The organism is Andreprevotia sp. IGB-42, assembly GCF_009848685.1.
Taxonomy (GTDB): domain Bacteria; phylum Pseudomonadota; class Gammaproteobacteria; order Burkholderiales; family Chitinibacteraceae; genus Andreprevotia.
Genome location: NZ_WXTX01000029.1, coordinates 1 through 13038 on the forward strand (window position 1 = coordinate 1; position 13038 = coordinate 13038).

At 64.0% G+C, this 13038-nt stretch carries 11 protein-coding genes; 6 read left to right on the plus strand and 5 right to left on the minus strand.

Translation table 11 applies throughout. The features are described from left to right. Window positions 1-129: 129 nt before the first annotated feature. Complete coding sequence (locus IGB42_RS21515) at window positions 130-987, minus strand: PIG-L deacetylase family protein (RefSeq protein ID WP_159675608.1); 858 nt, start codon at window positions 985-987, stop codon at window positions 130-132. A 156-nt stretch (window positions 988-1143) separates the two neighbouring features. Continuing rightward, a complete protein-coding gene (locus IGB42_RS21520; RefSeq protein ID WP_159675609.1) occupies window positions 1144-1650 on the minus strand; it encodes a Crp/Fnr family transcriptional regulator in 507 nt (168 codons plus the stop codon). 101 nt (window positions 1651-1751) lie between these two features. On the opposite strand from IGB42_RS21520, the gene IGB42_RS21525 reads away from it, so the two are divergent. Genes IGB42_RS21525 through miaA form a run of 4 tightly spaced genes read left to right on the plus strand, consistent with a single transcriptional unit; the run spans window position 1752 to window position 6465 of the window. Continuing rightward, window positions 1752-2810, plus strand: a complete 1059-nt coding sequence (locus IGB42_RS21525; protein WP_159675610.1) for a DUF475 domain-containing protein — start codon at window positions 1752-1754, stop codon at window positions 2808-2810. Between the two features lie 27 nt (window positions 2811-2837). Beyond that, the gene (gene mutL, locus IGB42_RS21530) at window positions 2838-4748 is read left to right on the plus strand and encodes a DNA mismatch repair endonuclease MutL (protein ID WP_159675611.1); all 1911 of its coding nucleotides are present in this window, start codon (window positions 2838-2840) and stop codon (window positions 4746-4748) included. Then, window positions 4748-5536 (plus strand): hypothetical protein, encoded by a 789-nt coding sequence (locus IGB42_RS21535; RefSeq protein ID WP_159675612.1) that lies wholly within the window; start codon window positions 4748-4750, stop codon window positions 5534-5536. Before mutL ends, IGB42_RS21535 begins: the two co-directional genes overlap by 1 nt. Then, complete coding sequence (miaA, locus tag IGB42_RS21540) at window positions 5533-6465, plus strand: tRNA (adenosine(37)-N6)-dimethylallyltransferase MiaA (protein ID WP_159675613.1); 933 nt, start codon at window positions 5533-5535, stop codon at window positions 6463-6465. Before IGB42_RS21535 ends, miaA begins: the two co-directional genes overlap by 4 nt. A 45-nt stretch (window positions 6466-6510) precedes the next feature. Here the strand turns inward: miaA and IGB42_RS21545 are convergent, their stop codons facing one another. The 3 genes from IGB42_RS21545 to IGB42_RS21555 all read right to left on the minus strand — a co-directional run bounded on the left by IGB42_RS21545 (window position 6511) and on the right by IGB42_RS21555 (window position 10721). After that, entirely contained in the window at window positions 6511-8550 is a 2040-nt protein-coding gene (locus tag IGB42_RS21545) for a diguanylate cyclase domain-containing protein (protein WP_159675614.1), read from the minus strand. A gap of 93 nt (window positions 8551-8643) precedes the next feature. Then, window positions 8644-9315 (minus strand): MarC family NAAT transporter, encoded by a 672-nt coding sequence (locus IGB42_RS21550; protein WP_159675617.1) that lies wholly within the window; start codon window positions 9313-9315, stop codon window positions 8644-8646. 158 nt (window positions 9316-9473) lie between these two features. Then, entirely contained in the window at window positions 9474-10721 is a 1248-nt protein-coding gene (locus tag IGB42_RS21555; RefSeq protein ID WP_159675615.1) for a 6-phosphofructokinase, read from the minus strand. A 245-nt stretch (window positions 10722-10966) separates the two neighbouring features. On the opposite strand from IGB42_RS21555, the gene IGB42_RS21560 reads away from it, so the two are divergent. Both IGB42_RS21560 and IGB42_RS21565 read left to right on the plus strand, forming a co-directional pair. Further along, a complete protein-coding gene (locus IGB42_RS21560; protein ID WP_159675616.1) occupies window positions 10967-11698 on the plus strand; it encodes an LOG family protein in 732 nt (243 codons plus the stop codon). A gap of 121 nt (window positions 11699-11819) precedes the next feature. Continuing rightward, a partial coding sequence (locus tag IGB42_RS21565; RefSeq protein ID WP_174764251.1) for a zinc ribbon domain-containing protein occupies window positions 11820-13038 on the plus strand: 1219 nt, incomplete at its 3' end.

Consider the following 13038-nt stretch of genomic DNA (forward strand, 5'->3'; position numbering starts at 1 on the left):
ATTTGCGGAGTTCCTGACCTTGCCGCTGTATGAGCAGATCTGAACGGGTTCATCAGCAATGAAAAACGGCAGCCCGCGGGCTGCCGTTTTTCATTGCCTGTTCATGACCAGGATGCGAGCCGGATGCGATCAGGCCAGCACGGCCTTGATGTCATCGCTATCGCTGATGGTGAACTTCTGGGTCGGCTCTTCGATCTGGCTGCCGTTGAAGCGTGCCACCTTGTAGATGGTGCCGAAGCTGAACGTCGGCGCAGCAGCGCCCTGGCCGCCACACACTTCCGCGCCACGGCGCACATTGTCTGCCATCCAGCCCGGCAGGCGCAGGTGGTAGGGATTGCGGCGCACTTCTTCCACGTGGCAGGCCAGCGCGGCGATCAGGTCGGCGGTATCGACATTGTTGGTGGCGATCAGCGCATTTGGGCCATCCATCTGGCGCCAGAATTCGGACAGACCCAGCACGCATTCGTGGCCGGCTTCCTTCAGCGCGTCGACCACCAGGTAATGCGTGCCGATGTGCGCGGAGTGGTAATCGTTGTCGTGCGGGAACACACAGACGGCAGGCTTGTGCTCGGCAATCAGCGCGGCAACCACGCTCACTTTCTCTGCCCATGCCACCGGATCGCTGTCGCGGGTTTTGGTGGTCACGCTCATCAGGCCGCCCGGAATGGTTTCCAGCAGGCCCCAGCCGAGCAGATCACATGCGTTTTTCAGTTCAGCCCAGCGTTCCGGCTGGCGCTTGAGATTGGAGCCTTGCGTAACGGCCACGTTGATGACCTTGAAGCCGGCTTCGCGGCCCAGGCGCAATGGCAGTGCGCCGATGATGCATTCATCGTCCGGGTGCGGGGCAAAGATCATCACCACCGGCGCATCGGCATCGGTGTTGACCGGGCTGGGCGTCAGGCCGGCCAGATCGGAAAACAGCGGCGCATCCGCCTTTTGCAGCAGCGCATCGTGGGATTTGACGAGATCGAGATAGGGATTGCTCATGCAGGGCTCCGAACAGGGAACGAAGGCGGCGTGCGCCGGAAGATGCGGGAAGTATAGGCGGACTCGGCCTGCCACTCCAAGCGGGCAGGGCGGCCTGCCGGTAGTCAGCGTTCGCTGGCAAAGCCCGCTGCTGCCGGTGATGGCGCGCCGGGCCGCTCAGAGCTTGTCGACGAACTGGCCGCTGATGCGCCGCAGCCGCTGCGACAGGATGCGGCTGATCTTCAGCAGCAGCTTCACGCCGATCACCGGCCGCTCGGAACAGATGCGGTAGAAATTGTCGCGGCTGAGCACGGCAATCTGCGTGGGCTCCAGCGTGGCGAGCGTGGCGGAGCGCGCTTCCTGGTCGAGGATGGCCATTTCACCGAATACCTTGCCCGGGCCCATCACGTACAGCTCGCGCGCGTCGCCCGCCAGGTTGCGCTTGCTGACCCGTAGCCGACCACGCAGCACGATACCCAGGTAGCCGGCGGGGTCGCCCTCGTTGAACAGCAGATCGTTGCCGGGCAACTGGTACACGCGTACATAACCGGTCAGCACGTCGAGCTCGGCAGGCTCCAGTTCTTCGGCCAGCGGGATGGCCACCAGGTGCTCGCGGATCACATCCTTGAAGGCAGCACCCAGGCCCACCAGTTCGCGTTGATCGAGGCTGTTGTCGTATCGCATGCATCGCTACCTCCTGAATGCTTACATCCAGTATCGGCCTGATGGCGATGAACACGAGGCTGCATCAGGGCATAATGACCAACCGCTGATCGGAAACTCCCATGCTCCATTACTTTCGTAGCTCGCTGATCGTCACCGTCATTGGCCTGGTGCTCGCCGGTGTACTGGCGGGCGGCACCGGCGTATGGATCGCCTTCAACCTGGCGTTGCTGGAAACCAGCCTCAGTTTCGACAACGCGGTGGTCAATGCGTCGGTCCTTAAACATTGGGACGAGAAATGGCGCAAACGGTTCCTGCTGTGGGGCATGCTGGTGGCGGTGTTCGGCATGCGCATCGTGTTTCCGCTGGTGATCGTGGCGGTGCTTGCCGGCATCGCGCCGCTGCCCGGCCCGGTATCGCTGTGGGACTGGCTGAGCTCGGGCGCCTGGCCTGGCACCGATGTGCTGTCGATGGCCGTTGCCCGCCCGCATGAATACGCCAGCACGCTGCAATCGGCGCATATCCAGGTCACCGCGTTTGGCGGTGCGTTCCTGATGCTGGTGTTCCTCAACTTCTTCCTGGATCGCAACAAGGATGAACACTGGTTCGTGCCGGTGGAAAAAATCCTGGTGCGCATCGGCCGGCTGCAGATGGCTGCACTGCTGCTCAGCCTGCTGGTATTGCTGCTGGTGACGGGCCTGCTGCCGCAGCACGACGCGTATGCGTTCCTCGTTGCCGGCCTGTGGGGCGTGGTGGCGTACAGCCTGGTGGATGGCCTGGGTGATCTGATCGGTGATGAAGGCGCGGCCGCCAAAACCGGCTGGAGCGGCTTCATTTACCTGGAGCTGCTGGATGCGTCGTTCTCTTTCGACGGCGTGCTGGGTGCGTTTGCGTTGACCAAGAATATTTTCCTGATCGCCATCGGCCTGGGCATCGGCGCGATGTTCGTGCGCTCGTTCACCTTGCTGCTGGTCGAGAAAGGCACGCTGTCCACGCTCCGATACCTCGAGCATGGTGCATTCTGGGCCATCGGCGCGCTGGCTGCAGTGATGCTGCTGGCTGCGCGCTGGCATATTCCCGAGGCAGTAACGGGGGGCGTGGCAGCATTGCTGATCCTGCTGGCCGGCCTGCATTCATGGTGGGATCTGCGCCGCACGAAGGCATCCGCCACGCGGGTATAATCGGCGTTTTGCACCGCCGTTGCCGCCATGCCCCGCATCCAGGTCTTATCCGATACGCTCGTCAACCAGATCGCCGCTGGCGAAGTGGTGGAACGCCCGGCCAACGCGCTGAAAGAGCTGCTGGAAAACAGCATCGATGCCGGCGCGCAAACGCTGAACATCGAACTGGCGGCGGGCGGCAGCAAGCTGATCAAGGTGATCGACGACGGCAGCGGCATCCAGAAGGATGACCTGGCATTGGCGCTGCACCGGCATGCCACCAGCAAGATCCGCGATTTCGACGACCTGCAGCGCGTGGGCACGCTGGGTTTCCGTGGCGAAGGGCTGGCCTCGATTGCCTCCGTTTCACGGCTGGTGCTCACCAGCCGTTACGACGACGGCGATGGTGCCAGTGACCATGCATGGCGCGTGGAGGCCGATCATGGCCGCCTGGCCGAGGCAGAACCCGCTGCGCTGGCCGTGGGCACCAGCATCGAAGTACACGACCTCTATTACCAGTTGCCGGCCCGCCGCAAATTCCTCAAATCCGACAGCACCGAGTTTGCCCATTGCGCGGAAATGGTCAACCGGCTGGCGCTGGCCAATCCGGACAAGCAATTCACGCTGCTGCATAACGGCCGTGCGTCGATGCGGTTGATGCGCGGCGATGTACACAAGCGCTGCGCTGCGGTGCTGGGCGATGAATTCGTGCAGTCCGCGGTGGCCATCGACGAGCGCGCCGGCCCGCTGCGGCTGTGGGGGTTGGCGGGCTCGCCCACGCTGGGCAAATCCAGCCGCGATGCGCAGTACTTTTTCGTGAACGGCCGCTTCGTGCGCGACAAGGTGATCCAGCATGCGCTGCGCGAGGCGTACCGCGATGTGCTGCACCATGATCGCCATTCCGCGTATTGCCTGTTCCTGGAGCTGGAACCGGAAGGGGTGGACGTCAACGTGCACCCCACCAAGATCGAAGTGCGTTTCCGCGAAAGCGGCGCCATCTACCGTTTCCTGCTCACCAGCCTGACGCGTGCATTGTCCGCCACCAAGGCCGGCGCAGCGCCGGCAGGGGTGGACCCGGAAACCGGTGAGGTACTGGCTGTCGGTGCCGTTAATCCGCTGGCCCAGCCGGCCACTGCTGCCTATGGCGCGGCCGGCAATGGGTACCAGGCGCAAAGTCATGGCAGTGCCGCGGCACGCGGCGCCTATACCCAGCAATACATGCCGCTGCCGGTTGCCAATGAGCCGCTGGCGCTGTACGACCGCATGTTCGGTGACCTGCGCCGCGATGGCGATGCACCCGCCGCCACGCTGGAACGACCGGCAATGGTGGCCGGCACTGCGGCAGCGGTGCCGTTCCCGGCCGACCGCGACGGCATCCCGCCGCTGGGCTTTGCCATTGCGCAACTGCATGGCGTGTACGTGCTGGCGCAGACTGCAGAGGGGCTGATCGTGGTCGACATGCATGCCGCGCACGAGCGCGTGGTGTATGAAAAGCTCAAGACCGCGCTGGATCTGAACCAGATGCCGATGCAGCCACTGCTGATCCCGCACGTGTTTGCCGCAGACCGGCTGGACGTGGCCACGGTGGAAGACCATGGGGATGCTTTGCGGCAGATCGGCTTTGATCTTTCCGCAGCATCGCCCACGCAGCTGGCAGTGCGCGCGGTGCCGCTGCTGCTGAAAGATGCCGATGCGATCGAGCTGGCCAAATCAGTGCTCAAGGATATCCGTGAAGTGGGCGCCAGCCAGGTGATGACCGGGCGGCGCAACGAGCTGCTGGCTACCATGGCCTGCCACGGCGCGGTGCGCGCCAACCGTGCACTGACCATTACCGAGATGAATGCGCTGCTGCGCGAGATGGAAGTGACCGAGCGCTCCGGCCAGTGCAATCACGGCCGGCCCACGTGGTTCCGGCTGACGATGAAAGAGCTGGACGGCCTGTTCATGCGCGGCCAGTGATGAACAGCGTGATCGCGGTCAAGCTGCTGGCCGGGCCGCTGGTGATCTCCGCTGCCAGCATCGCCGGCAAGCGCTGGGGGCCGGCCGCCGCCGGCCTGCTGGGTGGTTTGCCCTTGATCGCCAGTTGCGTGATCGCCGCGCTGTGGCTGGAATTCGGTCAGGACTACGCGGTAGCGGTTGCCAGCGCCGCCCCGGCCGGCTTGTGGGCCAATATCGGCTACATGCTGGCACTGGGCTTTGCCTGTCGTTACTTCGAGCAACGCCGGCTGGGCTGGCTGGGCATGTTGTTGTGCGGCTGGCTGGTGTACCTGCTGCTTGCCATTGTGCTGGCTGCAGCCAATCTGGCGCATAGCGTGCCGGCTGCATTGCTGGCCTTGCCCGGGCTGCTGCTGGCCGCGCGTTTCGTACTGCCCAAACCGCAGGCGCCGCCACGCATCGTACGCTTGCCGCGGGTGGAGCTGTTTGCGCGCATGGCCGCCGCCTTGCTGCTGGTCGGTACGCTCACCGGCCTGACCCGGCTGCTGGGCCCCGGCGTGACGGGTATCCTGTCGCCTGGCCCGGTCGCCGCTACGGTGATCCCGGCCTTTACGCTTGCCAATGCCGGCAGTGATGCGGTGCTGCTGCAACTGCGCGGCTTCCTGACCGGGCTGATCGGCACCGGGGTGAGTTTCATGTGCCTTGCGCCACTGGCCGCGCAGATGGGGGCCTGGGCGGTATTGCCAGCCACGCTGACCGCGGTTGGCGCAGGGCTGGCGGCCAACTGGCTGATGCAAAGAAGTACACAATGAACCCTGCCATATTCCTGATGGGCCCCACTGCTTCGGGCAAGACTGCCAGCGCCATCCATCTGGTCGAATCCGGCTTGCCGGTCGAGCTGATCTCGGTGGATTCGGCACTGGTATTCCGCGACATGGACGTGGGCACCGCCAAGCCGACCGGTGAAGAGCTGGCACGGGCGCCGCACCACCTGATCGATATCATCAGCCCCGAGCAGAGTTACTCGGCCGCGCAATTCCGCAGCGATGCGCTGGCGCTGATGGCGGACATCACCGCACGCGGCAAGGTGCCCGTGCTGGTGGGGGGCACCATGCTCTACTACAACACGCTGCAGCATGGCATACACGACCTGCCGCAGGCCGATGCGGCATTGCGCGCGCAATTGCATGAAGAGGCCGCGCGAATCGGCTGGCCGGGCATGCACGCGCGGCTGGCCATGCTCGATCCGGAGACGGCGGCGCGGCTGGCACCCAACGATCAGCAGCGGGTGGAGCGTGCGCTGGAAATCTGCCTGCTGGCCGGGCGGCCGATGTCGGCGCTGCTGGCCGAGCCTGCTTCGCCGCCGCTGCCGTACCAGCTCAGCAAGATCGCACTGGTGCCTTCAGACCGCGCGGTATTGCACGAACGCATCGCATTGCGCTTCGATACCATGTTGCAGCATGGCCTGCTCGATGAAGTGGCCGGCTTGCGCCAGCAATACACGCTGTCGCTGGATCTGCCGTCGATGCGCTGCGTGGGCTACCGGCAAGCGTGGGAATACCAGGATGGCCTGATCGATGCAGCGGGGCTGCGCGATAAAGGCATTGCCGCCACGCGCCAGTTGGCCAAGCGGCAGCTCACCTGGTTGCGTGGCATGGATGATGTGGAAAGCATCGACTGCCTGCAAGCCGGCCTTGCGCGCACGGTGCAAGCCTATGTGCAAGCCGCGCTTGCCAACTGACCTGCAGGCGGTGCGCTCTGGTACCGGGCGGCAACTGTTGCGGCGTCAGTGCGGGGATGATTCCTCGCTGCCGGCTGCGTTCAGCAGCGGCAACGGCGTGCCTTCGTAGATCACCACGCAGTTGCGGCCGGCGGCCTTGGCGTCATAGCACGCCTCGTCGGCTTGGCGCAGCGTTTCGGAAATATGGTCCAGATCGCTGCCGACCTGGGCAATGCCGATGCTGGCGCTCACCCAGTAGCTGCGCCCCTCCCATTCGAATTCGAGCGCGGCGATGGCGATGCGTACCTTCTGCGCTACGCCGGCAGCCTTGGCCACCTCGCAATGGTTGAGCAGAATGGCGAATTCATCACCGCCCAGCCGCGCCACCACGTCACGATCCCGCACGAAGCGCGGCATCAGCGCGGCAATCTGCATCAACAGTGCATCGCCGGCTGCATGGCCGCCCAGGTCGTTCACCGGCTTGAAGTGATCCAGATCGATCAGCAGCAGCGCGGATGGAATATTGCGTTGCTGCGAGCGCACCACCGCGCTGGCCAGCTGTTCCTCGAAATCGCGGCGGTTGGATAGCCCGGTCAACGCATCGTGGTAGGCCTCCCACTTGGCCTTGTTCGCCAGTTGCCGCTGGCGGGTCACGTCCTGCATCACCAGCACTACGCCCACCACCTTGCCATTGGCATCGTGAATGGGAGCGGCGGAATCATCGATGGCCACCATGGTGCCGTCGCGACGGCGCAGCAGGCATTGCGTATGCATGGAGACCGGGCGGTTGGCCTTCAGCGCCTGCTCGATCGGCGATACAACCGGCTGGTCGGTTTCCTCGCTGATCAGATTGAACACGATATCGAACGACGCACCATGTGCATCGCTCATCCGCCAGCCGGTCAGCCGCTCGGCTGCCGGGTTCAGGTATTCGATCCAGCCATTGGCATCGGTGGTGATCACCGGGTCGCCAATCGAATGCAGCGTGATCAGCAGCCGTTCTTTCTCGGCATGCAGCGCACCCAGCGTGCGCGCGCGTTCTACCATCAGCGCGTTGAACGCATGGGCGACGGCACTGACTTCATCATCGCCAGGCAGCACGATGGGCTCGAAGCTGTGCGGTTGCGCCTGCTGACGCTCGATGCCGTCGCGCAGCCGCATCAGCGGTGACAGCAGCCAGCGCAACAGCAGCCATACACCCACCGCGATGACCACGCTGGCCACCAGGATGGACATCAGCAAGCGCCATTGCGCCAGCCTGATCGGCTCCAGCGCTTCTTCCGCCGGCAGGATGGCGACGGTAATCCAGTTGACCACTTTCAGATGCTTGAAGCTGGCCAGCACCGGCACACCCGGGGCGTTGTCGCCCTCCACCGAGCCTTCGAAGCCGGTCAGTGCCTTGTTCATCACGCCGTCCGGCTGCGATGGGTCGACCCGCACTTTCTTCATGATGCGGCGTTTGTCCGGGTGCGCCACCACCACGCCGTCCTGCGTCATCAGGTACAGGTGGCCGGTCTTGCCCACGCGGGTTTCGCCCAGCGTACCCAGCATGTTGCGGTTGAGCAGGTTGAAGCTGCCGCCCAGCACTGCAACGATCTTGCCTTGCGCATCATGGACCGGCATGGTGATCATCACTTGCGGCGTCAACACCTGGCGCGCGAGATAGGGTTGCGAGACCACCGGCTTGCCGGTGCTGATGGTATCGGTGAAATAAGGCCGGTCGCTGATGTCCACGCCGATGCGCTCGGGCTTGTGCGGGTAGTCACCGACGATGCGGCCTTCGGGCGAGAAAACGAAGACGTAGTCGAAGATGGTGGCCAGCGCCGGGCGCTCGACCAGAAACGCGGTGTAATCGACCGGGCCGCGCGCCAGCTGGCGCGACAGCAGCGCACCGGCACTGCCCAGCAGCGCTTCGTTCAGCAGCAGCTTCTGGTCGATGTCATCAGCCACCTTGGAAATCAGGCTGAACTGCTGGTTGGCTAGCCCTTCGGTCATTTCGCTGCGTATCAGGCGCAGCTGGAAAATACCCAGCAGCAATACCACTGCGATGCTCAGCAGCGTCAGGCAGACAGTGATCCTAGTTTTCAGGTTATGGCGCAATTGCATCGTGAGCGGAGACCCGGGCTGAAAACGCGCTTCCCGCAGTCAGGGAAGTCACCCGCATTGTAGTCAGGAAAGCACCGCCTGCGTGCAACCGCATCAGCTGCGCGGCATGAAGGCCGGGTCGTGCAGCAGGTCGCTGGCGCCATTGATGAGGAACTGTACGCCGATGCAGATCAGCAAAAAACCCATGATGCGCGAGATGGCATTGATGCCGTTCTCACCGAGGAAGCCATACAGCCGCGTGGAAGCACGCAGCGTCATCCACGATAGCCACGCGGTGATGATGATGCCGGTACTCACCGCCAGATAGCCCAGCCACACCGGCAAGCCGCCCACATGGCCATGCACGCCGGACGACAGCGAAATCACCACGGCGATGGAGCCCGGCCCGGACAACGATGGCATGGCCAATGGCGTGAACGAGATATCGCGCTTGGCCAGCGCCTCTGCCTGCGCGGCATCGGGCAGCGCGCCGCTGTCGCTGGGGAATAGCATGGTGAAGCCGATGTACGCCACCACCATGCCGCCGGCGATGCGCAAGCCCGGGATCGAGATGCTGAAGAAATCCATGATCAGCGCGCCGGCCAGCAGGAAGGTGATCAGGATGCCGGCCATGTAGTAGCAGGCGCGCCGCACCTGGCGCGTACGTTCCGCGGCGGGCAGATTGGCGGTCAGCCCGGGCAGGATGGTAACGGCAAACAGCGGGTTGGCAATCGGCAGCAACGCGGCCAGCGTGGCCAAGATGGTCGAGAGGATTTCAAGCAGCATTGCCAAGTCAGGTACCTGCCGGTCGGGTAGGGGTGACCAGGCACAGCGGCATGGTCAACGGATGCAGATGGCGTTGCCATGCATGACCCGGGCGTGTGGCTGGCAACCAATGTGCATGGCGCGCGCAATCTGGCATCAGGACTTCCTTGCGGACGGGGTTACTCCGCATTAAAGCCCGGCAAACGCGGTGTGACCAGTTCAAATTGCCAGTTGGGGTAGGCGGGCAGTCCGTCGAGGAAAGGCGGCGTTGCCTCGCCCTGGATCAGCGGTGCAAAGTATTCACGCCCGGCAGCGGACAGATGCATGCCGTCGCTGCTCAGGTACGCCAGCGGCAGCGGTTTCTCGCGGTTGGCCACCTCCAGCAGCGGCACCGGCTCCAGTCGCCAGCGGTACGGCTCGCTATCCTCGCGCACGATGGCGGGCATCACGCTTTTCACCCCGGCCAGTGCATAGGTGACTGCGGCTTCACCCACGGCGATGGCCTGTGCCAGATCGGTGGCGCTGGCCAGGTGGCGTGCGGCGCGCTGCAGGTAATCGGCCACTGCCCAGTGGCATTTGTGCCCCAGTTCCACCTTGACCATATTGGCCAGCAGCGGCGCCACGCCGCCCAGCTGCGCATGGCCGAAAGCATCGGTACTGCCGGCATCGGACAGGAACACCCCGTGGGTATCGCGCAGCCCCTCCGATGCCACTACCGCGCAATAGCCCACGCTGGCCACGGTTTCCTGCACCGCCTTGAGAAAGCGCCCGGCTTCGAACGGCACCTCCGGCGTGAGGATCAGGTGCGGGGCGGCCTTGGCATGATTGGCGGCGAGCCCGGCCGAGGCGGCGATCCAGCCGGTATGGCGGCCCATCACTTCGAGGATGAAGACCCTGGTCGACGATGACGCCATCGATGCGACATCGAGCCCGGCCTCGCGGATCGACGTGGCCACGTATTTCGCCACCGAGCCGAAGCCCGGCGAGTTGTCGGTCAGCGGCAGGTCGTTGTCTATGGTTTTGGGTACATGGATCGCGCACAGGTCGAAGCCCTGGTATTGCGCATATTCAGCCACCTTCAGGCAGGTATCCGCCGAATCGCCACCCCCGTTGTAGAACAGGTAGCCGATATCGTGTGCGGTGAAGATCTCGAACAGCCGCTTGAGTTCTGCACCGTGCTTGAGCTTGTGGCGGCAGGAGCCGAATGCGCCGCCCGGCGTGGTCTTGAGCAGCGCCAGCTGCGCATCGGATAGTTGGGCCGTATCGATCAGGCGCTCGTTCAGGATACCCAGTACGCCGTTTTCTGCCGCATAAACCGTGCCGATGCGGTCGGGGTGCTGGCGTGCAGAGTGAATGATGCCAAAGGCCGATGCATTGATGACAGGGGTGACACCGCCCGACTGGGCGTACAACGCATTCTTCGGCATGGTGCTTTCCTGATGAGGCGGTTGCTGTGATTTTGCGCGATGCAGCACCGGCAGGCATCGGGATTTTCCGCTAGGGGATAGCGGCAGTGGCGTTGCTTCGTACAAGGGGCGTGCCTGCCGCCGGGTGTATTCCCGGCTATGAAACAGACAGGTGACGATAGCCGCAGCCGAATACGCACTAACCCCTAGGGTGCTGATTGTTACAGCCCGCTATGCTGGAAAGGCAAACACAAGGGAGAACAAACATGGCAGAGCGCCGTTCGAAAAAAGCCATCGGCAGAGTCGAGGATGACTATGCGCTGCGTATCGTGTCGGATGTGGTATTGAAACTGTGGGATTCGGTGGACGAATTATCGCGGTTGCGCCCGGCTCATACGCCGGATTATCACGTGACGATCTTCGGCTCCGCGCGCATCGAGGACAACACGCCGTCGTACGAGGCCGTCAAGCAACTGGCATCGCAACTGGCGGCCATGGGTTGCCGTATCGTCACCGGCGGCGGGCCGGGGCTGATGCAGGCAGCCAACGAAGGTGCCCGCCAGGGCGCGCCGGATAATCTCGAGGCGTCGGTCGGCATCCGCATCGACCTCGATTTTGAGCAGAACGTGAATGATTTCGTAGGCCGCACCTTCGAGCACAAGACGTTCTTCTCGCGGCTGCATCATTTCGTGCAGCGCTCGAATGCGTTCATTGTCACGCCCGGCGGCATCGGCACGCTGCTTGAGCTGTCGATGGTGTGGCAGCTGCTGCAGGTGCGCAAGCTGTATGGCACGCCGCTGATCCTGGTGGGCGAGATGTGGCATGAACTGGTCGACTGGGCCAGCCGTTCGATGGTGGATAGTGGCGCGGGCCTTGCCAGCCCGGTGGACATGGAAATCCCGGTGGTGGTCGATACCATCGAAGACGCGGTACAGCTGATCCGCGAGCACCACGCCAAATGGCAGGCTGAAGGGCTTTCGTTCGACGACGAAGAATAGGCCGGCATGATGCCGCTGCCGTATGGTGTTTGCATCATACGGTGGCGGTCAGGGTTGAGTTTTTGGGGTTAATGAGTTGAAATCAGGTGCTTTCTTTTAACTTTCACCCTGAGATCGCTCGATGCAATGTCCTCAGTGCAACCATGAAAACAAGAGCTCGGCCAAGTTCTGCCTCAATTGCGGCGTGACATTGCAGCTCGCCTGCCCGCATTGCGGTGCCGCCAACCCGATTGCGCGCAAGTTCTGCAATGGCTGCGGCAAGGCCATGGGTGCACTGGAAACCACGCCGGAAGAACCGCCGATCAATGACCTGATCGACCAGTTCATTGCCGAGACACCGATCCGCCACCTGCAACCGCGCCAGCCCGGTGCAGGCGCCGCGGCGCCAATACCGTCCGCTACGGTGCAGGATATATCGCGCGACGTTGCAGCCGCCCAGCCCGATCAGGATGACATAGATCGTATCCTGGCCGCCGCATATATCGCCCCGGCCACCACGCCTGCCATCCCGGCTGCCCAAGCCGCCGAAGCCGAAGCCGGTGATGCCGCCGGTGATGCCGCAGCCGAAGCGGCCCCGGCCAGCCCGGTTGAACCGGCACCCGCGGTGCTGTCCACCTACGCCGCTTATGCGGTACTTGCTGCGCAAACCGCACAGGCTGCCCGACCCGACGATGAGCCACCCGCATCGTTGGCTTCGGCTGCAGAGCCAGCCCCGGTGCTGGAAACGCTGCCAGTGCCCGTTCCGGATCCGGTCCCGGAACCGCTGCCGGTTCCCCCGCTGCCGACATCATTCGAGCCCGCTGCGCCATTGCCCACAGCAGCCGAAGCCATCGCACCGGATGGTGTACCATCTGCGCCAGTTGCCTCGCCAGCGGCACTGCCGGCGGCGGGTACCCGCGTAGCTAGCCCGCAGCCCGACGATGTTGCAGCATCCCTGCCGACGCCGACCGCCAAGGTCCCCAATACCGCGGGCACCGCTGGCGAGCAGCAGAAGCCGCAGTTCAATACCGGCGTGCTGATCGGGGCCATCGTGCTGCTGTTTGTCGTGATTGCCGGTGCCGCGTACTGGTTCTACGCACGCAAGCCGGCAGAGCCCGCGTTGCCGCCAGTCGCCTCTGCGCCGGCGGTCACCATTACGGCAGCACCTGCGGCCACTGAGGTACCGGAACCCACGCAACCCGCAACGCCAGCGCCCACCGAAGTGCCCGTCACCGAGCCATCGGCAACCGTGGCGCCCACGCTGGCTGCCAAGGTCAAGCCAACGGCCAAGCCCAAGGTCAAGGCGACGCCTGTACCTACCGTGCGGCCCAGCCAGGCACACGCGGCTACGCCTGACCGGC

What these genes read in the sequence shown, in the direction of transcription:
- IGB42_RS21535 (WP_159675612.1), top strand. Translation starts at nt 4,748, where the DNA reads ATGAACAGCGTGATCGCGGTCAAGCTGCTGGCCGGGCCGCTGGTGATC.
- IGB42_RS21550 (WP_159675617.1), bottom strand. Translation starts at nt 9,315, where the DNA reads ATGCTGCTTGAAATCCTCTCGACCATCTTGGCCACGCTGGCCGCGTTG.
- IGB42_RS21525 (WP_159675610.1), top strand. Translation starts at nt 1,752, where the DNA reads ATGCTCCATTACTTTCGTAGCTCGCTGATCGTCACCGTCATTGGCCTG.
- IGB42_RS21545 (WP_159675614.1), bottom strand. Translation starts at nt 8,550, where the DNA reads ATGCAATTGCGCCATAACCTGAAAACTAGGATCACTGTCTGCCTGACG.
- IGB42_RS21560 (WP_159675616.1), top strand. Translation starts at nt 10,967, where the DNA reads ATGGCAGAGCGCCGTTCGAAAAAAGCCATCGGCAGAGTCGAGGATGAC.
- IGB42_RS21515 (WP_159675608.1), bottom strand. Translation starts at nt 987, where the DNA reads ATGAGCAATCCCTATCTCGATCTCGTCAAATCCCACGATGCGCTGCTG.
- miaA (WP_159675613.1), top strand. Translation starts at nt 5,533, where the DNA reads ATGAACCCTGCCATATTCCTGATGGGCCCCACTGCTTCGGGCAAGACT.
- mutL (WP_159675611.1), top strand. Translation starts at nt 2,838, where the DNA reads ATGCCCCGCATCCAGGTCTTATCCGATACGCTCGTCAACCAGATCGCC.
- IGB42_RS21555 (WP_159675615.1), bottom strand. Translation starts at nt 10,721, where the DNA reads ATGCCGAAGAATGCGTTGTACGCCCAGTCGGGCGGTGTCACCCCTGTC.
- IGB42_RS21520 (WP_159675609.1), bottom strand. Translation starts at nt 1,650, where the DNA reads ATGCGATACGACAACAGCCTCGATCAACGCGAACTGGTGGGCCTGGGT.